The organism is Trinickia sp. Y13 (genome assembly GCF_029522115.1).
GTDB lineage: Bacteria > Pseudomonadota > Gammaproteobacteria > Burkholderiales > Burkholderiaceae > Trinickia.
The window spans coordinates 263,599-284,291 of sequence record NZ_JAKWFK010000003.1; the positions used below are offsets into that span (position 1 = coordinate 263,599).

Annotated in this window: 20 protein-coding genes and 4 tRNA genes; 18 read left to right on the forward strand and 6 right to left on the reverse strand. The window is 64.4% G+C overall.

Annotated elements, in window-relative coordinates; translation table 11 throughout:
- The first annotated feature begins 63 nt into the window (after window positions 1-63).
- From MMB74_RS07395 to MMB74_RS07445, 11 genes are all read left to right on the forward strand, one after another.
- Window positions 64-495, forward strand: a complete 432-nt coding sequence (locus tag MMB74_RS07395) for a PAS domain-containing protein (RefSeq protein WP_277427955.1) — start codon at window positions 64-66, stop codon at window positions 493-495.
- Window positions 492-797: a hypothetical protein gene (locus MMB74_RS07400; protein WP_277427956.1), complete on the forward strand. Its 306-nt coding sequence runs from the start codon at window positions 492-494 to the stop codon at window positions 795-797. Before MMB74_RS07395 ends, MMB74_RS07400 begins: the two co-directional genes overlap by 4 nt.
- Window positions 798-953: 156 nt before the next feature.
- Window positions 954-2,201, forward strand: a complete 1,248-nt coding sequence (gene frc, locus MMB74_RS07405) for a formyl-CoA transferase (RefSeq protein ID WP_277427957.1) — start codon at window positions 954-956, stop codon at window positions 2,199-2,201.
- A 119-nt stretch (window positions 2,202-2,320) separates the two neighbouring features.
- Window positions 2,321-3,100: a fumarylacetoacetate hydrolase family protein gene (locus MMB74_RS07410; protein WP_277427958.1), complete on the forward strand. Its 780-nt coding sequence runs from the start codon at window positions 2,321-2,323 to the stop codon at window positions 3,098-3,100.
- A 1-nt stretch (window position 3,101) separates the two neighbouring features.
- Window positions 3,102-4,724: a Re/Si-specific NAD(P)(+) transhydrogenase subunit alpha gene (locus MMB74_RS07415; RefSeq protein ID WP_277427959.1), complete on the forward strand. Its 1,623-nt coding sequence runs from the start codon at window positions 3,102-3,104 to the stop codon at window positions 4,722-4,724.
- 10 nt (window positions 4,725-4,734) lie between these two features.
- A complete protein-coding gene (locus MMB74_RS07420; RefSeq protein WP_277427960.1) occupies window positions 4,735-6,126 on the forward strand; it encodes an NAD(P)(+) transhydrogenase (Re/Si-specific) subunit beta in 1,392 nt (463 codons plus the stop codon).
- 250 nt (window positions 6,127-6,376) lie between these two features.
- Window positions 6,377-6,452: transfer RNA gene (locus MMB74_RS07425), tRNA-Glu, on the forward strand.
- An 81-nt stretch (window positions 6,453-6,533) separates the two neighbouring features.
- Window positions 6,534-6,610: transfer RNA gene (locus tag MMB74_RS07430), tRNA-Asp, on the forward strand.
- Window positions 6,611-6,672: 62 nt separating this feature from the next.
- Window positions 6,673-6,748: transfer RNA gene (locus MMB74_RS07435), tRNA-Glu, on the forward strand.
- 81 nt (window positions 6,749-6,829) lie between these two features.
- A tRNA-Asp gene (locus MMB74_RS07440) sits at window positions 6,830-6,906 on the forward strand.
- A 179-nt stretch (window positions 6,907-7,085) separates the two neighbouring features.
- Window positions 7,086-7,565 (forward strand): GNAT family N-acetyltransferase, encoded by a 480-nt coding sequence (locus tag MMB74_RS07445; RefSeq protein WP_277427961.1) that lies wholly within the window; start codon window positions 7,086-7,088, stop codon window positions 7,563-7,565.
- 64 nt (window positions 7,566-7,629) lie between these two features.
- Here the strand turns inward: MMB74_RS07445 and MMB74_RS07450 are convergent, their stop codons facing one another.
- Window positions 7,630-8,508, reverse strand: coding sequence for a helix-turn-helix transcriptional regulator (locus MMB74_RS07450; protein ID WP_277427962.1), 879 nt, complete (start codon window positions 8,506-8,508; stop codon window positions 7,630-7,632).
- A 194-nt stretch (window positions 8,509-8,702) separates the two neighbouring features.
- Here MMB74_RS07450 and MMB74_RS07455 point away from each other — a divergent pair, with 194 nt between their 5' ends.
- Window positions 8,703-9,134: a gamma-glutamylcyclotransferase family protein gene (locus tag MMB74_RS07455; RefSeq protein WP_277427963.1), complete on the forward strand. Its 432-nt coding sequence runs from the start codon at window positions 8,703-8,705 to the stop codon at window positions 9,132-9,134.
- Between the two features lie 84 nt (window positions 9,135-9,218).
- Here MMB74_RS07455 and aceB read toward each other — a convergent pair whose 3' ends face one another.
- Both aceB and MMB74_RS07465 read right to left on the reverse strand, forming a co-directional pair.
- The gene (gene aceB, locus MMB74_RS07460; RefSeq protein WP_277427964.1) at window positions 9,219-10,811 is read right to left on the reverse strand and encodes a malate synthase A; all 1,593 of its coding nucleotides are present in this window, start codon (window positions 10,809-10,811) and stop codon (window positions 9,219-9,221) included.
- A gap of 85 nt (window positions 10,812-10,896) precedes the next feature.
- Window positions 10,897-11,649 carry a haloacid dehalogenase type II gene (locus MMB74_RS07465; protein ID WP_277427965.1) on the reverse strand — a complete coding sequence of 251 codons (753 nt, stop codon included), beginning with the start codon at window positions 11,647-11,649 and terminating at the stop codon, window positions 10,897-10,899.
- A gap of 151 nt (window positions 11,650-11,800) precedes the next feature.
- On the opposite strand from MMB74_RS07465, the gene MMB74_RS07470 reads away from it, so the two are divergent.
- Together MMB74_RS07470 and MMB74_RS07475 are read left to right on the forward strand one after the other, a co-directional pair.
- Window positions 11,801-12,703 (forward strand): LysR family transcriptional regulator, encoded by a 903-nt coding sequence (locus tag MMB74_RS07470; RefSeq protein ID WP_277427966.1) that lies wholly within the window; start codon window positions 11,801-11,803, stop codon window positions 12,701-12,703.
- A gap of 175 nt (window positions 12,704-12,878) precedes the next feature.
- The gene (locus tag MMB74_RS07475; RefSeq protein WP_277427967.1) at window positions 12,879-13,313 is read left to right on the forward strand and encodes a universal stress protein; all 435 of its coding nucleotides are present in this window, start codon (window positions 12,879-12,881) and stop codon (window positions 13,311-13,313) included.
- 116 nt (window positions 13,314-13,429) lie between these two features.
- Here the strand turns inward: MMB74_RS07475 and aceA are convergent, their stop codons facing one another.
- The 3 genes from aceA to MMB74_RS07490 form a co-directional block, all read right to left on the reverse strand.
- Complete coding sequence (gene aceA, locus MMB74_RS07480; RefSeq protein ID WP_277427968.1) at window positions 13,430-14,734, reverse strand: isocitrate lyase; 1,305 nt, start codon at window positions 14,732-14,734, stop codon at window positions 13,430-13,432.
- A 414-nt stretch (window positions 14,735-15,148) separates the two neighbouring features.
- A complete protein-coding gene (locus MMB74_RS07485) occupies window positions 15,149-16,702 on the reverse strand; it encodes a DEAD/DEAH box helicase (RefSeq protein ID WP_277427969.1) in 1,554 nt (517 codons plus the stop codon).
- Between the two features lie 378 nt (window positions 16,703-17,080).
- Window positions 17,081-17,350: an acyl-CoA-binding protein gene (locus MMB74_RS07490; protein ID WP_277427970.1), complete on the reverse strand. Its 270-nt coding sequence runs from the start codon at window positions 17,348-17,350 to the stop codon at window positions 17,081-17,083.
- 171 nt (window positions 17,351-17,521) lie between these two features.
- Between MMB74_RS07490 and tsaB the strand changes: the two genes are divergently transcribed.
- Genes tsaB through MMB74_RS07510 form a run of 4 tightly spaced genes read left to right on the forward strand, consistent with a single transcriptional unit; the run spans window position 17,522 to window position 20,601 of the window.
- Entirely contained in the window at window positions 17,522-18,286 is a 765-nt protein-coding gene (tsaB, locus tag MMB74_RS07495; RefSeq protein ID WP_277427971.1) for a tRNA (adenosine(37)-N6)-threonylcarbamoyltransferase complex dimerization subunit type 1 TsaB, read from the forward strand.
- Window positions 18,283-18,774, forward strand: coding sequence for a ribosomal protein S18-alanine N-acetyltransferase (gene rimI, locus MMB74_RS07500; RefSeq protein ID WP_277427972.1), 492 nt, complete (start codon window positions 18,283-18,285; stop codon window positions 18,772-18,774). Before tsaB ends, rimI begins: the two co-directional genes overlap by 4 nt.
- Window positions 18,761-19,624, forward strand: coding sequence for a uracil-DNA glycosylase (locus MMB74_RS07505; RefSeq protein ID WP_277427973.1), 864 nt, complete (start codon window positions 18,761-18,763; stop codon window positions 19,622-19,624). The genes rimI and MMB74_RS07505 overlap by 14 nt, the downstream gene beginning before the upstream one ends.
- Entirely contained in the window at window positions 19,621-20,601 is a 981-nt protein-coding gene (locus MMB74_RS07510; protein WP_277427974.1) for a DUF1853 family protein, read from the forward strand. The genes MMB74_RS07505 and MMB74_RS07510 overlap by 4 nt, the downstream gene beginning before the upstream one ends.
- The last annotated feature ends 92 nt before the right edge of the window (window positions 20,602-20,693 follow it).

Here is a 20,693-nt window from a genome sequence, read left to right on the forward strand (position 1 = left end):
GGGCGGCCGTATCGACGGCGTGCCCGCGTCGCTTCGATCATTCGCGCATAGGGGGAAGGGGCAATGCAAACGTCGGTTGATTTATCGCAGCTCGTATCGGCGATCGGAGATGCGGTGGTGGTGTGCGATCCGGACGGAATGATCACGCTGTGGAACGGCGCGGCCGAGCGCATCTTCGGTTTTACGGAACAAGAAGCGCTCGGCAAGTCGCTCGATCTCATCATTCCCCAACGCTTGCAGGAGCGCCATTGGTCCGGGTACCGGAACACGATGCAGACGGGGCAAACGCGCTACGGCAGCCAAGTGTTGAAGGTGCCGGCCGTGCGCAAGGGGGGCGGCGCGCTCTCGATCGCATTTACCGTGGCTTTGCTGCGCGATGCGGCCGGAGCCGTGAACGGCATTGCTTCCGTCATTCGAGACGAAACCGAGCGATTTCAGGAAGAGCGCGATTTGCGTAAGCGGCTGGCGGCGCTCGAGGCGCGCGCAAGTGCATGAGCGCGACCCGCGAGGGGGCGCGTGGCTACGGCAGCTTGAACGAGGAGTCAAACGCGATGCAAGTGGAAATACTGGGGCCGTTCCGGCTGGAGTTGTCCGCGATGCAACTGATCGAGAACGGCGGGTGGACGGCGTATGCCGCCGTGCGCAATGCGGACGATAGCGAAACGCGTGAACGCGTGAGCTTGCTGCCATATCAGCGCGTCGTCGGCGACGCGGTGTTCGCAAGCGAGGCTGCGGCGCTTGCCGCCGCGCGTCGTGTGGCGATTGCGTTGGCCGCCGCGACCGAGCCGCAAGGATAAGCGCGAGACAAGACGGCAACGTGCCGATGTCGGCCTAGCAATTAGGATTCCTAAATAATTACGATGGCTCGCATGTCCGCACTCGGCGGCACCCGCCGGCGGACGGCATCGGGAGCGATTGACCGACCGATAACGAAGCAATGAGGGAGACGAGAAGTGGGCAAGGCGTTAGAGGGGGTGCGTGTCCTCGATTTCACGCACGTGCAATCCGGACCGACGTGCACGCAACTGCTTGCATGGTTCGGTGCGGATGTCATCAAAGTGGAGCGGGCGGGAGCGGGCGACGTCACGCGCGAACAACTGCGCGACATTCCCGACGCCGATAGCCTCTACTTCACCATGCTCAATCACAACAAGCGCTCGATCACGGTCGATGCGAAGCATCCGGAAGGCAGGCAGGTGCTCGAGACGCTGATTCGCCAATGCGATGTGCTCGTCGAAAACTTCTCACCGGGCGCGCTGGAACGGATGGGATTGGGCTGGGAGCGTGTACAGGTATTGAATCCGCGCATGATCTACGCCTCGGTAAAGGGTTTCGGGCCGGGCCCTTATCAGGACTGCAAGGTCTACGAGAACGTGGCGCAATGCGTGGGCGGCGCTGCGTCGACGACCGGCTTCGAGGACGGACCACCCGTCGTGAGCGGCGCGCAGATCGGCGACAGCGGCACCGGGCTGCACCTCGCGCTGGGCATCGTCACGGCGCTCTATCAGCGGACCGTGACGGGACGCGGCCAGTACGTGCTGGCCGCGATGCAAGACGCTGTGCTCAATTTGTGCCGCGTGAAGTTGCGCGATCAACAGCGGCTCGACCGCACGGGCGTGCTGCGCGAATATCCGCAACATCCGAAAGGCACGTTCGGGCCTGCGGTGCCGCGCGCCGGCAACGCATCGGGGGGCGGCCAGCCGGGCTGGATTTTGCGCTGCAAGGACTGGGAGTGGGATTACAACGCGTACATCTACTTCATCGTGCAGGCGCCCGTGTGGAGCAAGATATGCAACCTGATCGGCAGGGAGGAATGGATCGGCGATCCCGATTACGCCACCCCGGGCGCACGGCTGCCACGCCTTGCGGAGATCTTCGCGGAGATCGAGCGCTGGACGATGACGAAGACGAAGATCGAAGCCATGCAGATCCTGAACAAGTACGAGATTCCATGCGGGCCAGTTTTATCGATGAGGGAAATCGTCGACGACGAATCGCTGCGCAAAACGGGCACCATCGTCGAGATCGATCATCCAGCGCGCGGCAGTTACTTGTCGGTCGGAAATCCGATCAAGTTGTCCGATAGTCCGACCGTGGTGACGCGCTCGCCGCTACTCGGGGAGCACACGGACGAGGTGATGGCCGAATTCGGCTTTTCCGCCGAACGAATCGCCGCGTTGCGCGCCATAGGCGCCATTTGACGAGGCGGGCGCCTTTTCGCAGGGCGGGGCGTTTCGCCCCGCTCGCCGTACGACGCACGCAGCGCGGCGCACCGTGCCGTCGTACCTCCGATCATCCTTTGAAGATAGGGGTTATCCCGATGACATCGTGGATACGCTTTGAGTCGTCCGACGGAAACGTCGGGTTCGGCGTGCTGGAGAACGGCCGCGTGCGGCAGTACGACGGCGATATGTTCGGCGCTGCGCATCCGAGCGGTGCGCAGCGGCGCCTGGACGAGGTCACGCTGTTGAGTCCCTGCATGCCGAGCAAGATCGTGGCGCTGTGGAACAACTTCCACGCGCTGGCCGTCAAGCTCGAAAAGGCGCCGCCGCGACACCCGCTGTTTCTCATCAAGCCGTCGATGTCGGTGATCGGGCCCGGGCAGACGATTCGACGCCCTCTCGGGTATGACGGCAAGATTGCCTATGAGGGCGAGCTCGGTATCGTCATCGGTCGGCGCTGCAGCAACGTCATGCCGGAGCAGGCCGGCGATTACATCTTCGGCTACACGTGCGTCAACGACGTGACTGCGATCGAATTGCTGGCCGAGGACCCGAATTTCGCGCAATGGTGCCGAGCCAAGGGGTTCGATACGTTCGGCTGCATCGGCCCTGTCGTGCGCAGCGGATGGGACTGGCGCACCGCGAACGTCGTGACGCGGGTCGATGGCGTCGAGCGCCAGAACTATCCGTTGCGCGACATGATTTTCGCGCCTCACGAGCAGGTGAGCCGGCTCTCGCACGACATGACGCTGATGCCCGGCGATGTCATCGCCTGCGGCACGTCCGTCGGCGTGGGCTCGATCAAGGACGGAGCGACGGTGACGGTTTCGATCGACGGCATCGGCACGCTCTCCAACACGCTGCAATCACGAGGTTGAGATGGACGCACGATTCGAACCCGCGGCCTCCGGCGGCGCGGCGCCTGCGATGACCGTCGCCGTTCCGCGCGAAGTGCATGCCGGCGAGCGGCGCGTGGCCGCGACGCCCGAAACCGTGGGCCAACTGCTCAAGCTCGGCTACCGCGTCTGCATCGAGGCCGAAGCCGGCTTGGCCGCATCGTTTCCCGATGACGCTTATCGTGCCGCGGGCGCAGAGGTGATAGCCGATCCGCGCCGGTTATGGAGCGAGGCCGATATCGTCATCAAGGTGCGTCCACCCGAGCATCACCCCGCACTCGGCGTGGACGAAGCGGCATTGCTCGAGCCTGGGGCGACGCTGATCGGCTTCGTATGGCCGGCTCAGCATGCGTCGATGCTCGAGACGCTCGCGTCGCGTCGCGTCGACGTGCTCGCGATGGATTGCGTGCCGCGCATCTCGCGCGCGCAAAAGCTGGACGCCCTGAGTTCGATGGCCAACATCGCGGGCTATCGCGCGGTCATCGAGGCGGCGCATCACTTCGGGCGCATCTTCACCGGCCAAATCACGGCGGCGGGCAAGATGCCGCCGGCGAAGGTGCTCGTCATTGGCGCCGGCGTGGCCGGGCTGGCAGCGATTGGCGCCGCGCGGGGCCTCGGCGCGATCGTGCGCGCCTTCGACACGCGGCCGGAAGTCGAGCAGCAGGTGCAAAGCATGGGCGCCGAATTCTTGACAGTGCAGATCGAGGAGGAAGGCAGCGGCAGCGGCGGATATGCGAAGGAGATGAGCGCGCGCTATCTCGAAGCGGAACTCGCGTTATTTGCGGCGCAAGCAAAGGATGTCGACATCGTCGTGACCACCGCGCTGATCCCGGGCAAGCGCGCGCCGAAGCTGATCACGGCGCCGATGGTGGCCTGCATGCGCCCAGGCAGCGTGATCGTCGATATGGCGGCGGAGCAGGGCGGCAACTGCGAGCTCACACGGGCCGGTGAAGCCGTCGTGCACCACGGCGTGACGATCGTCGGGTACACCGATTTGCCGAGCCGGATGGCGACGCAGTCGAGCCAGCTCTTCGCCACCAACGTGCGGCATCTGGTGGCGGATCTCACGCCGGGAAAAGACGGCGTCATCCGCATCGACATGGACGACGAAGTGGTGCGCGGGGCCACGGTCGTTCACGACGGCGCCCTGACATGGCCCGCGCCCGAGCCGAAGCGTCCAAGCGTGGCGCTGCATCGCCCCGCGGCGGGTGCGCCGCCGCAGGTGGCAGCCGCGGTCGGGCCGCGTCCTGGCCGCGCATGGGGCGCGCCTGCACGCGCGCTGACCATCTGCATCGCGATCGCCGCGCTGCTGGCATTGGGCTCATTCGCGCCGCCTTCGTTTCTATCGCACCTGACCGTGTTCGTGCTGGCGGTGTTCGTTGGCTATCAAGTCATCTGGAACGTGACGCCTGCGTTGCACACGCCGTTGATGAGCGTGACCAACGCCATCAGCGGCATCATCGTCGTCGGCGCGCTTTTGCAGCTAGGCGCACACAACTCGCTCGTCGCGATATTGGGCGCACTCGCGTTGTTCGTCGCGACGATCAACATCGCCGGCGGCTTTCTCGTCACGCAGCGCATGCTGAAAATGTTTCGCAGAACTTAGGAGGCACGCGATGCTCGACGGAATCGGCAACATCGCTTATTTGGGCGCTAGCACGCTGTTCATCTTGAGTCTGCGCGGCTTGAGTCACCCTGATACGGCGCGCCGCGGCAACATCTACGGCATGATCGGCATGGTCATTGCCGTCGTCGCCACGCTGGCGATCGCGCCGGGTGCGAGCCTAGGCGTGGCGCTGGGCGGCGCCGCGGCGGGCGCGGGGCTTGGCGCGCTGCTGGCGCGGCGGGTCGAGATGACGCAAATGCCGCAACTCGTCGCGGTGCTGCATAGCTTCGTCGGACTTGCCGCCGTGCTCACGGCCGTCAATAGCTACCTCGCGCCCGCTGGCGGGCTTGCCGGCGCCGAGCGGGCCATTCACGCGTGCGAGATTTACCTTGGGGCATTGATCGGCACGGTCACGTTCTCGGGATCGATCGTCGCATTCTTGAAGCTGCAAGGCGCGATTGGCGGCAAGCCGCTCGTGCTGCCGGCGCGGCATGCGCTGAACGCCGCCATCCTCGTGGCCTGCGCGGCGCTCTGCTACCGGTTCTTGACCGCCGACACCGCCGCCGAAGGTTTATTCGCGCTGCTGACGATGATCGCGCTTGCGGGCGCATTGGGCGTGCATCTCGTCATGGCCATCGGCGGCGCCGACATGCCGGTCGTCGTGTCGATGCTCAACAGCTACTCGGGCTGGGCGGCGGCCGCGACGGGCTTCACGCTCGGAAACGACCTGCTCATCACGACGGGTGCGCTCGTCGGCTCGAGCGGCGCGATCCTGAGCTACATCATGTGCCGCGCAATGAATCGCAGCTTTGCCTCGGTCATTCTCGGCGGATTCGGCGCGACGAGCGCCTCGAGCTCCGCGCAGGCCCAGGGCGAGGCGGTGGCGGCGACAGCCGAGGAGGTCGGCGCGTTACTGCGCGATGCGTCGAACGTCATCATCGTGCCCGGATACGGCATGGCCGTCGCGCAAGCTCAATCCACCGTCAGCGAAATCACGCGCGTGCTCGCGGCCATGGGCGTGCGCGTGCGCTTCGGCATTCATCCCGTGGCGGGCCGCTTGCCGGGCCACATGAATGTGCTGCTTGCCGAGGCGAAGGTGCCTTACGACATCGTGCTCGAGATGGACGAGATCAACGACGACTTCTCCGAAGCCGACGTCGTGCTCGTGATCGGCGCCAACGATATCGTCAACCCGGGCGCGCTGGACGATCCTGCCAGCCCGATAGCCGGCATGCCGGTGTTGGAAGTGTGGAAGGCGCGCACGGTCGTGGTGTCCAAGCGCAGCATGGCGTCCGGCTACGCCGGCGTCGACAACCCGCTGTTCTACAAGGAGAATACGCGCATGCTTTTCGGTGACGCGAAGGCCAGCATCGATGCCTTGCTCAGAGCGCTCGCGGCGTAGGGTTCCGTTTCAGCCTGTCTGCGCGAAATCGCTTGCCGCGCGCGAAAGAGCATGCGTATAATACGAGGCTCTCCGGGAGAGGTCGGGTATGGTTTGAAATTGCACGATCTAGCCGGCGGCGTGTGTTGAAGTTGCTTTCGAAGTGCAGTGTTTGAAAGAAAAAACTTCACAAACGCCTAGAGGCGAGTTAGAATAGCGTTCTTCGCTGTTGACGAATGTTGAGAGCGAAAGCAAGTAGTGAAAAGATTTTGTCCCCTTCGTCTAGAGGCCTAGGACATCACCCTTTCACGGTGAGTACAGGGGTTCGAATCCCCTAGGGGACGCCAAAACATCGGCGGCGCTTCATGAAATGAGGCGAAGCAGCTTGCGAGACAAAACCGACGCTCGCAGGTAGGGTGAGCAGTATAGGAGTGGTAGTTCAGTCGGTTAGAATACCGGCCTGTCACGCCGGGGGTCGCGGGTTCGAGTCCCGTCCACTCCGCCAGACAAAGCCCGTTCAGGTATCGCTTGAACGGGCTTTTTTAATAAAAGTGTAAGCAGTACATTGTCCCCTTCGTCTAGAGGCCTAGGACATCACCCTTTCACGGTGAGTACAGGGGTTCGAATCCCCTAGGGGACGCCAGCACATCGGCTTCGTTTCTCCGTTGAAGCGAAGCAGCTTGCGAGTCGAGACCGACGTTCGCAGGCAGGCTGAGCAGCATTGGGAGTGGTAGTTCAGTTGGTTAGAATACCGGCCTGTCACGCCGGGGGTCGCGGGTTCGAGTCCCGTCCACTCCGCCAAATAAGCGTCCGCCCGAACGATGGTTCGGGCGGATTTTTTTTGTGGCTCGCGGCATGGCCCGTTTGTCGCTGGTGGGTGGATATCCCCGCCGGTCGTTCGTACTACGCCGGGCAATTGGGCATTGCAACTCGGGCCGCGCTGCCTTACTGTGGTTCCGATTTCTCTCGTTCCCGCTACGATGTTCGATCCGACCGACGCGCCGACCGCTTACGCGCCATCGCCGTTTCATCTTCGTCAGGCATCGCCGAGCGACTTCGCTTTTGCCGAAGCGCTTACGCATGCGAACATGGGCCGGTATTACGAGCGGCATCGGCTGGCTTGGCGAGCGGATTTGTTCCTAGCCAGTTGGCAGGAATCGGAAAACTTCATCCTCGAAGTCGACAATGAGCCGATCGGTTTGCTGCGGCTGACCGAAGAGGGCGATTCGTTGCATATCCGCGACGTGCAAATCGCGCCCGACCACCGAGGCCGGGGTGCGGGTACCTTTTTGCTCGAGATGTCCCACCGTTGGGCGCGAGAGCGCGGATTGCGCGAGTTGCAACTGCGTGTGTTCGTCGACAACCCGGCGGCTCGTCTTTACCTGCGCATGGGGTACCGGCTCGCGGGCCCACGCCTCGCGCAATTGGGCGCGATTCGCCACATGACGCGGCGCGTCTGACGTCACGGCCCCGATCGGCATGACGTGCCGGCGATAAGCGGCGCGGCCTGCCACCTGCCTTCGATCAAACGGCAGGCGACGGCACGGTGAGCCCGTCGAAATCGTCGTCGCCGCCTCGTTCGGGGGCGGATTCCGCATCGCGCATCATGAACGCGCGCGGGCTTTCGCCAAATGCGCGGCGGAACATGGCCGAAAACGCGCTCTGGCTTTGATAGCCGAGCTCGTGGGCGATCTGCGACAGTGCGCGGCCGCGTGTGAGCAGCGGTATGGCGCGGGCGAGCACCGCCTGCTGGCGCCACTGCGAAAAGCTCATGCCGAGTTCTTGACGAAAGAGCCGGGCGATCGTGCGTGTGCTCGCGCCGACAGTCGCGGCCCAATACTCCAGCGAGTCCGTGTTGCCCGGATCGGCCAGCAGCGCTTCGCACAACGCGCGCAGCCGCTTTTCCTTCGGCATGGGCACGGACAGCGGCAGGGGTTCCGAGCGCGTGATCTCGTCGAGCGCCAACGCGCCGAGCAGCCGTTCGCGCGGCGCGCCTAGGCCGTCGACGTCAAGCGCCGCGATGACCTCGCGCAGCAAGCCCGACATCTCCACCACGCGGCAGGCATCGAGCCCCGGCGGCACGACCGACTCCTCGATGTAGAGCGTGCGCAAATAGGCATCCTCGAGGATGACGACTTCGTGCGGCACATGCGGCGGCACCCAAATGGCGCGCGAGGGCGGGACCATCCAAGTGCTGCTTGCGACGCCCACGCGAAGCACGCCGCGCGAGGCATAGGCGAGTTGCGCCCAGGCGTGCATATGCAGGGCGATGCGCTCGCCAGCCGGCATCGGGCGCGCCCGCACACGGATCGGGTGGGCGGGCGTGGGAGCGAACTCCGGCGGGATGTCGATGAGGCGGACGCGGGCGCTTGGTGGGCGCGGCGTGGGCTCGTTCGTGCTCATAGCGAAAACCCGTTGGCGGAATGAAAGACAACGCCTATCGGGATGGCAAGCGTGGATCGGATGCTCCGTATTGTATGTGCGTCGTTTGATTCGAGATGCATAATGCACGAGCCGAGCGCGGGCGAAGTCCACAAGCCGAATCAGCCACAGCCTGCGATGCGAGTCACCACGAACAAAAATGGGGGCGAGGGCACATGCGATACGTATTCGTGTACGGGACGCTGCGAGCGGGTGAGATCAACGATATCTGGCAAGCGGCCGCGCGCCATGAGATTGCGGCGCCGCGGCTCATCGGCAGGTCGGTCGTCTCCGGGCGGTTGTACGATTTTGGGGACTATCCGGGACTCGTGCCCGACGAGACGGCGGGACCGGTGAGCGGCGACGTCTACGAGATCGAAGACGCGCTCGTGCCCGTGCTCGATCGCATCGAAGGCGTGCAGCCTGGCGTGGACAGCCTGTTCAAATCGCGTGCGATCGACGTTCCGGTTGCGGGGCGGCTGCTGCCGTGCTTCTTTTACCCTGTCGACGAGCCATCGGTCCAGGGACGCATCCGCATCGAGGCCGGCGATTGGATCGCATATCGCTTGGCGCGCGACGCGGTCAGCTCGCTCGTGTACGGTAGCTGAGCGGCCGCCGAATTCCCTATGCGCGGCGCTGTCATGCGACGGCGCCCGAACGCCGCCGCCGCATGCTGTCGGTATCGCTGACGTTTACACCTGCTCGTAAAGCGGCAACGTCAGGAATTCGGTGAACGTTTCCGACGTCGACATTTGCTCGAAGATCGTCGCGGCGCGATCGTAGGACTGCGTATCGCCACCGACGGACCCTTTGATTTTCGGCAGTTCTTCGGCAATCAGGCCGCGCACGAGTTCGGCGGTGACTTTGCGGCCGTCCTCGAGCTTGCCCTTCGGCGAGCGGATCCATTGCCAGACTTGCGAGCGCGAGATTTCGGCCGTCGCCGCGTCCTCCATCAGGTTCTGGATCGGCACGCAGCCGTTGCCTGCGAGCCATGAGCCGAGATAGTGAATCCCGACGTTGATGTTGTTGCGCAAGCCCGTTTCCGTGATCGGCGTTTCGGGGCGGAAGTCGAGCAAATCGGTGGCCGTCACTTGCACGTCGTCGCGTTGCTTGTCGATCTGATTGGGCCTGTCGCCGAGCACGCTGACGAACTCTTCCATCGCAACCGGCACGAGCCCCGGATGCGCGACCCAGCCGCCGTCGTAGCCGTCTGTCGCATCGCGCTTCTTGTCCGCGCGCACGCCGGCCATGGCCTTCTCGTTCGCGGCGGCATCGCTCTTGATCGGAATCAGCGCGCTCATCCCGCCGATCGCGGGCGCGCGGCGCTTGTGGCACGTCCTGAGCAATTGCAACGCATAAGCGCGCATGAACGGCACCGTCATGGTGATTTGCGCGCGATCGGCCAGGCAGAAATCCTTGTCGTTCTTGAACTTCTTGATTGCCGAGAAGATGTAATCCCAGCGCCCGGCGTTCAGCCCCGCGCTGTGCTCGCGCAACTCGTACAGGATCTCGTCCATTTCGAACGCCGCGAGGATCGTCTCGATCAGCACGGTCGCGCGAATCGTGCCGCGCGGCAGACCAATCGCTTCCTGGGCGGCGATGAAAATATCGTTCCACAGGCGCGCTTCGAGGTGGCTTTCCATCTTCGGCAGATAGAAGTAGGGGCCGCTGCCGCGTGCGAGCAGTTCACGGGCGTTGTGGAACAGGTAGAGCGCGAAATCGAAGATGCCGCCCGAGACGCGCTGGCCGTCCACGGTGACATGCTTCTCGTCGAGGTGCCAGCCGCGCGGGCGCACCACGAGCGTGGCCGTCTTCTCGTTCAGCGTGTAGGTCTTGCCGTTCTGTTCGAGCGAGATCGTGCGGCGCACCGCATCCTTCAGATTCAATTGCCCCGTGATCTGATTGTGCCAATTGGGGGTATTCGAATCCTCGAAGTCGGTCATGTAGGAATCGGCGCCCGAGTTCAAGGCGTTGATGATCATCTTGCGCTCGACGGGCCCCGTGATCTCGACGCGGCGGCATTCGAGGTCTTTCGGCAGCGGCGCGATCGTCCAATCGCCATCGCGGACCGCCTTCGTTTGCGCAAGGAAATCCGGGCGCTCGCCGGCATCTAGCCGCTGCGTGCGCTGCGCACGCGCTTGCAGCAGTTCACGTCGACGCGCTTCGAACGCGCGGTGCAGGTTGGCGACGAGGGCGAGCGCTTCGGGCGTCAGGATGGTTTCGAAGCCCGCTTCGATTGCGCCGGTGATTTGCATGCCTTGCGGCAACGACAAGGTGTTCGCCATGGAATATCTCCTTTGGTCGGTCAGATGGCAAAAATACAAGCGGGCGGCATGGCGCACCGGGCTGTGGCGCGCCATGCCGCCCGCTTCAATCCTTTTCGGGCGGCGCGAGCGCCTGCACGAAGGCAACGAGGTCGGACATTGCGCGGCCGGTGCCGTGCGGCTTCGTTTGGAGTTCCTCGAGGGGCGCTCCGGCGCGATTGATCCAGAAAGTGGTGTAGCCGAACCATCCCGCGCCGGCCACATCCCAGCCGTTCGACGAGACGAAAACGATCTCTCGCGCGTTGGCGCCGACGGCGCGCGTGCCGAGCGCATAAGCGGCCGGCGCCGGCTTATAGGCGCGGACCGCATCCACCGACAACACGTGATCGAACAGATCGGCAATACCCGCGCTCTTCACTGCGACCTCGAGCATTTCCGGGTTGCCGTTCGAAAGAATGCCAAGGCTCGGGCTGTGGCCGTCGGCTGCGTCCGTGCAGGTGTGCAGCGCGCGAAGGGCGCGCAATGCGGGCGCCGAATCGGGAAAGGCCGATAGGCACGCGTACTGATCCATGAGGCGTTTCTCGCCGGCGCCGTCGAGCGGCAACTGCAAGCGCCGCGCCGCATAGCGCAGTGCGTCGAGCGTGATGTCCCAGAACGGTTTGTAGTGAGCGCCGCCCGGATCGGCCAGGGTGCGCAACTGCGAGTATTCGATTTGCTTCAGGCGCCACAACTGCGACAGCGCGTCGCCTCGCCCGGGAAACAACTGCTCGGCTGCGGCCACCACCGAGTGGACGTCGAAGAGAGTGCCGTACGCGTCGAACAGCACCGCTTGGGGCAGACGTCGTGGCGAAGTCGACATGGCCTAGGCTCCCGGTTTTCTCGCGTGATTCAGGTCTGGAACGAATTCTATTTGTGACTTGATAGATTGAAAAATAGGCTTGGAGTCACTTTATCTGTGACTTTTTAGTGCATAATCGGCCGATCGGTCTTTGGCGAAGGGGTATCTCGTCGTGTCGCGCTTCAAGCAAATCGAAACGTTCGTTGCCGTGGCGGCAAAGGGCAGCCTGTCGGCCGCGGCTCAGGCCGAAGGCGTGGCCCCGGCCGTGATCGGCCGGCGGTTGGACGCGCTCGAAGAGCGGCTTGGTGTGAAGTTGCTGGTGCGCACGACGCGCAAACTCTCGCTGACGTTCGAAGGCTCTGCGTTCCTGGAGGATTGCCAGCGGATCGTCAACGACATGCAGAACGCCGAAGCCAGCGTCTCGGCGGGCGGCGTCAAGGCGAGCGGCCATGTGCGCGTGTCGGCGCCGGCCGGTTTTGGCCGTAAGCACGTCGCGCCCTTGATTCCGGCATTCGCGTCGGCGCATCCCGAGGTATCCGTGGCGCTCGATTTGTCCGACCGCATGGTCGATCTCGTCAACGAAGGCTTCGACTGCGCCGTGCGTTTCGGCGAATTGCCCGATTCCTCGCTCGTGTCCCTGCGGCTCGGCGAGAATCGCCGCGTGTGCGTCGCCGCGCCGGCTTACCTCACCCATCGCGGGACCCCACGCACGCTGGCCGATCTCGCTCATCACAACTGCCTGGCGCTCGCAGCCGGGGTCAACCAGCAACGCGGCTGGACTTTCCAGCAAGAGGGCAAGATCGTGTCGATCAAAGTCTCGGGCACGCTGGAATGTTCCGATGGCGCCGTGCTGCATGACTGGTGCTTGGCGGGCCATGGCCTGGCATGGCGCTCGTCCTGGGAGGCGGGGGAGGACATTGCGGCGGGCCGCCTCGTGACCGTGCTCGACGCCTTCGCCGCACCGCCGATCGGAATTCATGCGGTGTTTCCGCAACGGCGGCATCTGCCGTTGCGGGTGCGGCTGTTTCTCGATTTCCTCAAGCATACCTATGAGCGTCCCGGCTACTGGCAATAACGACCGATCGTCACTGAGGCGGCGACCGTGCGGGCGGGTTTCCGATATGCGGACTCACCCGAGGCGCCGCCATCGGTAGGCCAACGCCGCACTACAATCGATCAGGGCAGCGCTCGCGCAGCGAGGCCGCTTAGCCATTGCCCAGCGGCGAACATCCATCGACGAGGCAGGCGCCATGTTCAAGCACATCCTGGTCCCAACTGACGGTTCGGATCTCTCCAAGAAAGCGATCGACGGGGCGATCGATCTCGCGCGCACGGTCGGTGCGCGTATCACGGCCTATGCATGCTTGCCGCAGTACCCGTATTCGCCGTTTTCGGAAGTCGTCGTCGAGCAGCCCGCCGATTTTCTAGCGCGCAGCGAACGCGAAGCGCGCGAGCATCTCGACGAAATCGAAGCGGCTGCGCGTCTCGCGGGCGTACCCTGCAGCAGCCAAACGAGCGTCCATCCTTCCGCGTATCTGGGCATCATCGAGGCGGCCGAGAGCGGCGGATGCGACGTCATTTTCATGGCCTCGCACGGCCGCAAAGGGCTTGGCAGCTTACTCATCGGCAGCGAGACGCAGCGCGTGCTCACCCATACCAAGATTCCCGTGATCGTCTACCGCTGATTCGGCGCGTTCGATCGAAGGCGTTTGCGGCGCACTGGGTTTAAACGTCAGGCCCCGCATGCATCGCGCATGCGGGGCCCGCGTCCCTCCCTGGTCCCCTGTGCTGGTTCTATTGCTTACGCGACCTTCTTGTCGAAGAACTGTTCGTCTTCGGTCGAGCCGTGCAGGGCAGTCGTCGAGGCATCGCGCTCCACCGTCTGAGTGACGGCATCGAAGTAGCCGGTGCCGACTTCGCGCTGGTGCTTCACGGCCGTGAAGCCCTTCTCGGCGGCCGCGAACTCGGCTTGCTGCAGTTCGACGAACGCACTCATCTGCGAGCGCGCATAGCCATGGGCGAGGTTGAACATCGAGTAGTTGAGTGCGTGGAAACCCGCCAGCGTGATGAACTGGAACTTGTAGCCCATCGCGCCCAGTTCCTTCTGGAACTTCGCGATCGTCGCATCATCGAGGTTCTTCTTCCAGTTGAAGGACGGAGAGCAGTTGTACGAGAGCAGCTTGCCGGGGAATTGCTTGTGGATGGCTTCGGCGAACTTCTTCGCGTATTCGAGATCGGGCTTGCCCGTCTCGCACCAGATCATGTCGGCGTACGGCGCGTAGGCGAGGCCGCGCGAGATCGCTTGCTCGAGACCCGGCTTCGTGCGGAAGAAGCCTTCGACCGTGCGCTCGCCGGTCAGGAACGGGCGATCGTTCTCGTCGACGTCCGAGGTGATCAGGTCGGCCGCTTCGGCATCCGTGCGAGCGATCAGCACCGTCGGCACGCCGCAGACGTCGGCTGCCAGACGCGCTGCCGTCAGCTTGGCGACGTTCTCGCGGGTCGGCACCAGCACTTTGCCGCCCATGTGGCCGCACTTCTTCACCGATGCGAGCTGGTCTTCGAAGTGAACGCCCGAGGCGCCTGCCTCGATCATCGCCTTCATCAGTTCGAACGCGTTGAGCACACCGCCGAAACCGGCTTCGGCGTCCGCGACGATGGGGGCGAAGAAGTCCACATAGCCTTCCTCGCCAGGGTTCTTGCCTTCCGACCATTGGATTTGATCGGCGCGCGTGAGCGTGTTGTTGATGCGCTTGACGACGAGCGGCACCGAATTGGCCGGATACAGCGATTGGTCGGGGTACATTTCGCCCGCGACATTGGCGTCGCCCGCCACCTGCCAGCCGGAGAGGTAGATCGCCTTCAGGCCGGCTTTCACTTGTTGCATCGCTTGATTGCCCGTCAGCGCGCCCAGGGCGTTGACGAACGGCTCGGTGTTCACCAGATTCCAGAGCTTTTGGGCGCCTTCCTTGGCGATCGTATGCTCCGGCTGCAACGAGCCGCGCAGACGGACGACGTCTTCGGCCGTATAACCGCGCTTGATGCCTTTCCAGCGCGGATCGGTTTCCCATTGCTGCTGAAGTTGCTGTGCTTGTTGTTGCCGTGACATGGTGTGGCTCCTTGTTGCCTGAAAGAGAGAAGACAGCGATCTCGTTTGTCGCGACGTTCTGTGGCGCGAACTCTTATATAAGAGTCTAGGCAATGTGAAGCCGGGAGGGTATCGGGAATTTGATGTTTTTATATATCTTTTAATTGTGAAAAATCAAATAGTTACATAATTTATATCGCAATACGAAATGACATTTTCCATCCCGCAACGACCAGCGTTGTGCCACGCAACACAGATTTTTACGACGCAAAAGGGTTTTTCGTATCGTGAAATTGGGGCGCGAAGGTTTGTGCGGGCACCGGTACAGGCCTAAACCTCGAGGCGAAAAAAAACCGGAGCGGGTTTAACTCCGCACCGGTTCTCGTCCGCTCGACTCAGCTTCCGCCTGCTATGGGCGGCGCGAGCCTCTCTGTATCAGCCGCTACGGCGTGCGCCGCGCTGGCCGTCGCTGCGGCGGCCTTGGTAGCCCTCGCGAGCACCGAAGCCCTCGCGCGGGCCATTCGAGTTGCGGGCGCCCCAGCCACCGCTGCCGCCGCGCTTTTCGCCGGCGCCGGTGCCGGCGCTCGCGCCACGCGAGGCGCCGTTCGAGCCGAAACGGCGGCCGCCGTTATTGCCACCCGGACGGCCACGGCCGTTGCCGTTGCCGCTTCGGGCAGGCGGCGCCTTGCGCGGCTCGAAGCCTTCGATGACGTTGACCGCCAGCGGCGTACGCACGAAGCGCTCGATCCGTTTGAGCGCGCCTTGCTCGGCGTGATGCACGAGGCTCACGGCGATGCCCGAGCGCCCGGCGCGGCCTGTACGGCCGATACGGTGCACGTAGTCTTCGGCGAATTTCGGCAAGTCGTAGTTGAAGACGTGCGTGATGCCGGGGATGTCGATACCGCGAGCGGCGACATCGGTCGCCACGAGCACGCGCACGCGGCGCTCGCGCAACGCGCGGACCGTGCGGTTGCGCGCGCCTTGCGGCAGGTCGCCGTGCAATGCGGCCGAAGAGAAGCCGGCGTCGGCGAGGCGGCCCGCCAACTGATCGGCATCGCTCTTCGTGGCCGTGAACACGATGGCCTGGTCGAGCGCCGAATCGCGCAGCAGATGATCGAGCAAGCGATCTTTGTGATCGCGGTCGTCGACGTAATGGACCGTCTGCGCGATGTTCGTGCGCGATTCCATCCGCTGAACAATCTCGATGCGCTCGGGGTCCTTCAGCAGGCGGCTCGTCAGCGAACCGATCTTGCCGTCCAGCGTGGCCGAGAACAGCATCGTTTGGCGCGAGGCGGGCGTAGCGGCGACGATCGTCTCGATGTCGTCGATGAAGCCCATGTCGAGCATGCGGTCGGCTTCGTCCAGCACGAGCATTTGCAGTTGCGACAGGTCGATGCGGCCGCGCTCGAGATGGTCGAGCAGGCGGCCCGGCGTTGCCACGAGGATTTCCGGGTTCTTGGCGAGCAACGTCAATTGCTGGCCATAGGCCACGCCGCCAAGAATGCTGACCGTGCGCAAGCGACGCAGATGCTTGCCGTAGGTCGATGCGGCCGTCGTGACTTGCATGGCGAGCTCACGCGTGGGCGTCAGCACGAGCAAGCCCGGCTGCGCCACGGGCGGGCCGCGGCGCGGGCGGCGCTCGCCGCCGGCTTCGCGCGGCTGCCCAGCTTGGTTTTTTTGCACTTGGGCGAAACGTTCGATCGCCGGCAGCATGAAGGCTGCGGTTTTGCCCGAACCCGTGGGGCTCGAGACGAGCAAATCGCGGCCCGCGATGGCGGCCGGAATGGCGCGCTCTTGCACGGGCGTGGGTGCGGCATAGCCCGCTGCCGTCAGCGCCGAAAGGATTTCGGGCGACAGGCCTAGCGAGGCGAAGGTCGGGCCGGAGGGCGTTTCGACGGCCGGCTCGATCGCGGTAGCGGCATCGGCGGGCAGATCGAGAGCGCGATCGGCGATAGCGGTCAACGGGCTGGTTTCAAAGCTCGAAGTCATGAGAATCCTAAGAAGACGTCAAAGATACGTCGGCGCCAATCGGCATTACCCAAGTCGTCGGATTCAGCATGCAAGAGGAACGCGCGCAAATCGAAAAACGGGGGCAGCTCGCGAATCGATGCGAGCTTTTCGTTAGAAGCTGTATCGGGTACGGGACGCCGCTATGGCATCGCCGCCAGCCTGGTATAAGACGGCCTGTAAGGGCCTAGGCGGAAGGGGACAGGTTCTAAACTGGATTGGAGCAAAACGCTACGGTAGCGCATTACATCCCGGCTTGTTACCGGCAGGTGACGCGCAAGCCGCCATTATACGAGGTTTTGCTGCGCTGCGCCACTACGGCGTGGCTCAAGCGCGAAGGGGCGCGCCGGCGCCCCGGTTCTAGGTGGCGGTGCCGTTCTTCAGCGCTTCCACGAGTTCGACGTATTGCTGCTTCGCCACGTCTTGCGCCGTGCCTTTTAACGAGGCCCACGCGTCGTACTTGTACTTGCCCACGATGTCCGTGAAGCCGGGCTTATCGCCATGCACGTCGCCTTCGGTGGCTTGCTTGAAGAGCGCATACAGACGCAGCAAGGTCATATTGCCGGGTTTCTCCGGCAACGCTTTGACGTCGACTTGGGCTTGCTCGAACTGCGTATCGACATTGCTCATGACAACTCTCCCATGCGGAAACGGTAAGGCTGCCGATCATAGCAAGCGACACCGCCGAAAAGGTCGAGCGCTGCTTCCAAACGCGCGCGGCGAAACGGCGCGCGCCGCGCTAGTGCGACGCGCCGCATGCGGGCGTCGGAGCGCCGCGCTACCCGCATTACAATAGCGCCCATGACATCCACTGTGCTGCTTGCTCTCGATACATCGACCGAATATTGCTCGGTTGCGCTGCTTCGCGCCGAAGGGCCGTCGGCTGCTGCCGAATCGGCTTCGTCGCGCATTTGGTTCCGCCACGAGCGGACCGGGCCGCTTTCCAGTTCGCGCGTGTTGCCCGCCGTGCGCGAATTGTTCGACGAAGCCGGCTTGACGCTCGGGCAGTGCAACGCCGTGGCCTTCGGCGCCGGACCCGGGTCGTTCACGGGTTTGCGCACGGCGACGGGCGTCGCGCAAGGTCTTGCCTTCGGGCTCGGGGTGAGCGTCGTTCCGATCAGCACGTTGCTCGTCTGCGCCGAAAGCGTGCGCCGGCGCGAGCCGTCGATTGCGCGCGTGTTGGCGGTGCTCGACGCGCGCATGGACGAAGTCTACTGGGCCGACTACGCCTGGGATGCCGCCGCCGCAGAGTGGCGCACGCTGACGCCGCCCACCCTTTCGGCGCCCGAGTCGCTGGCGGCGCCCGATGAACCGTTCGCGCTCGCCGGCAACGCCGCTCGCGCCTTCGGCGAACGGTTGGCGCTTTCCCGGCAGGCCGCACTCGTCGATCACGAAGCGTTGCCGGATGCGCGACCGCTTGCGTTCGCGGCGTTGCGCGCTTACGGCGCGGGTCGCGTGGTGGCCGCCCACAATGCCGCGCCTGAGTATGTGCGTGACAAGGTTGCTCAGACGACGGCCGAACGGATGGCCGAGCGCGCCGCGCGAGGCGGCCAGGAGGCGCGATGAGCGGGGTGCTGCTCGCCGACCGGTATATGTCGCCCATGACGGAGGCCGATCTCGACGAGGTGGCCGCCGTCGAACGCGAAGCCTATGATTTCCCCTGGTCGCGCGGCAACTTCGAAGATTCGCTGCGCAACGGCTACTTCGGCGTTTGCATGCGGCATCTGACCGGCACGCTCGTGGGCTATTGCGTGCTGATGCCCGTCGTCGATGAAATGCATCTGCTCAACTTATGCGTGTCGCCGCAGGCGCAAGGGACGGGCGCCGGTCTCACGCTGCTGCGAGAAGCCGTGCGCATCACCCGCAGCAAACAGTTGAGCGGGCTCTTGCTGGAGGTTCGGCCTTCCAACGTGCGCGCACTGCGGCTGTACGAACGGTTCGGCTTCACCACGATCGGCCGGCGCAAAAACTACTACCCGGCACGGCGGCATGGCCTCGAGGATGCGCTCGTGATGCGCTACACATTTGAGGAGGGCAACGATGGCGCTCGATGAAGCCGCGCTCGACACGCTGGGCCTGACGACCCTTTGGGTGCGCCGGGGCGCGCCGGCCGGCCGGGGCGAGCCCTTGGGAGAGTCCGTGCCGTCGCCGCAGCAGGGGGCCGCTCAGGTCGAGGACACGCCGCCGCAAGTTATGGCGAGCTTGGCGCAAGAGACGCCGGCAGCCCGTGCGCCGCAAGGCGAAGCGACACCGCCCGCAAGCGTGCCGCAAGGCGAGGCGACGGCGCGTGCCGTATCGATGCCTAGGGTGGAAAGCGGCGTTGCGATGCTCGATTGGGACGCGCTCGAAGCGCGCGTTTCGGCGTGCGAGCAGTGCCGGCTTTGCGAGAAGCGCACCCGAACCGTGTTCGGCGTGGGAGACCGTGCAGCCGATTGGATGCTGATCGGCGAGGCGCCAGGCGAAAACGAGGACAAGCAGGGCGAGCCGTTCGTCGGCCAGGCGGGCAAGCTGCTCGACAGCATGTTGCGAGCGGTTTCGCTCGCGCGCGGCGAGAACGTGTATATCGCCAACGTCGTCAAATGCAGGCCGCCGGGCAACCGCAACCCCGAGCCTGACGAAGTGGCGCGCTGCGAGCCGTATTTGCAGCGGCAGGTGGCGCTCGTCAAACCGAAGCTCATCGTCGCGCTGGGCCGAGTCGCCGCGCAGAATCTGCTCAAGACCGACGCGAGCATTTCGTCGCTGCGGGGCCGAGTGCATCGTTACGAAGACGTTCCGGTCATCGTGACCTATCACCCCGCCTACTTGCTGCGCAGTTTGCCGGACAAGGCGAAAGCGTGGCTCGACTTGTGCCTTGCGAGCGATACCTACCGGCAAGCCCTGGACGAGCAACGGGCGGCGCGATGAGTACGCTCGAGCCGGCCGCTGCCCCAGCCGCCGCGCTCGATGCGTTGCTGCGCGTGTTGTCCGATCCGTTGGTCCGCGACTTGGCCTGGCTGCTGTTGAGCACACCGCTACTGCGCGCCCAGCCGAGCGCGGGCGAGCTTGCCAATCCTTTCGAAAGCGTAGCCGAGATGCAGGCCACGATCGATTGGCTGCTTGCGCTCGAGCGCGATCCAAGGCCACTGCGCGAAGCGATTGCAGGTGCGCGCGTCGTGCGTCTGGGACGCTACGCCGAATGCTTGCTCGCTTATTTCTTGCAGCATGGCCCGGCGGCGCGCCTCGTTGCCGCTAACGTCGCGCTGCGCATCGCGGGCCGCACGATCGGCGAGTGCGATTTCCTCGTCGAGACGGCGAGCGGCCGCAGGCTGCACTGGGAGTTGGCCGTCAAATGCTATTTGCATGCGCCGGGCGACGGTGGCGGCTTGTCCGATTATGTCGGCCCGAATCTGCAAGACCGCTTCGACCTCAAACTCGCGCACTTGCTCGAGCGGCAACTGCCGCTGTCTTCTCGCGAGGAGTTTGCGACGCTGGGGCACGCGGGGCCTTGGCGGCCGCAGATGTTCGTCAAAGGTTGGCTGTTCTATCGCTGGCCGGATTCGCCGCCCATTGCGCTGGCCGTCGATCCTTCGCACAACCGGGGCTTTTGGGTGACGCGTGGGCAATGGCCTGCACTGTGTGCCGCTCGTCCCGACGCGCGATGGGCCGTGTTGCCGCGTCTCGCATGGCTGGCCCCGCGGCCGGCGGTGTCGGACGATGATCTCGCCGCGACCGGATTGTCGGCGCTAGCCGCACTGGCCGAACGGCTGGCCCCGCACACCGGTCCCACGATGGTGGCTGCATTCGAACGAGAGTCGAAACTGGCCGGACCCTGGCGCGAGACGAGCCGAGGGTTCTTCGTACCGGACGAATGGCCGGGGTTGGCCAGCGGCCGCTCGCACTGATTGCTCTGATCGGGTGGATTGCTTGCGCCGGGCGCGGCACGATGCGACGAGCACACCGGCTCCATCCAAAGCTGAAAAGGCGCGCGGCGGTG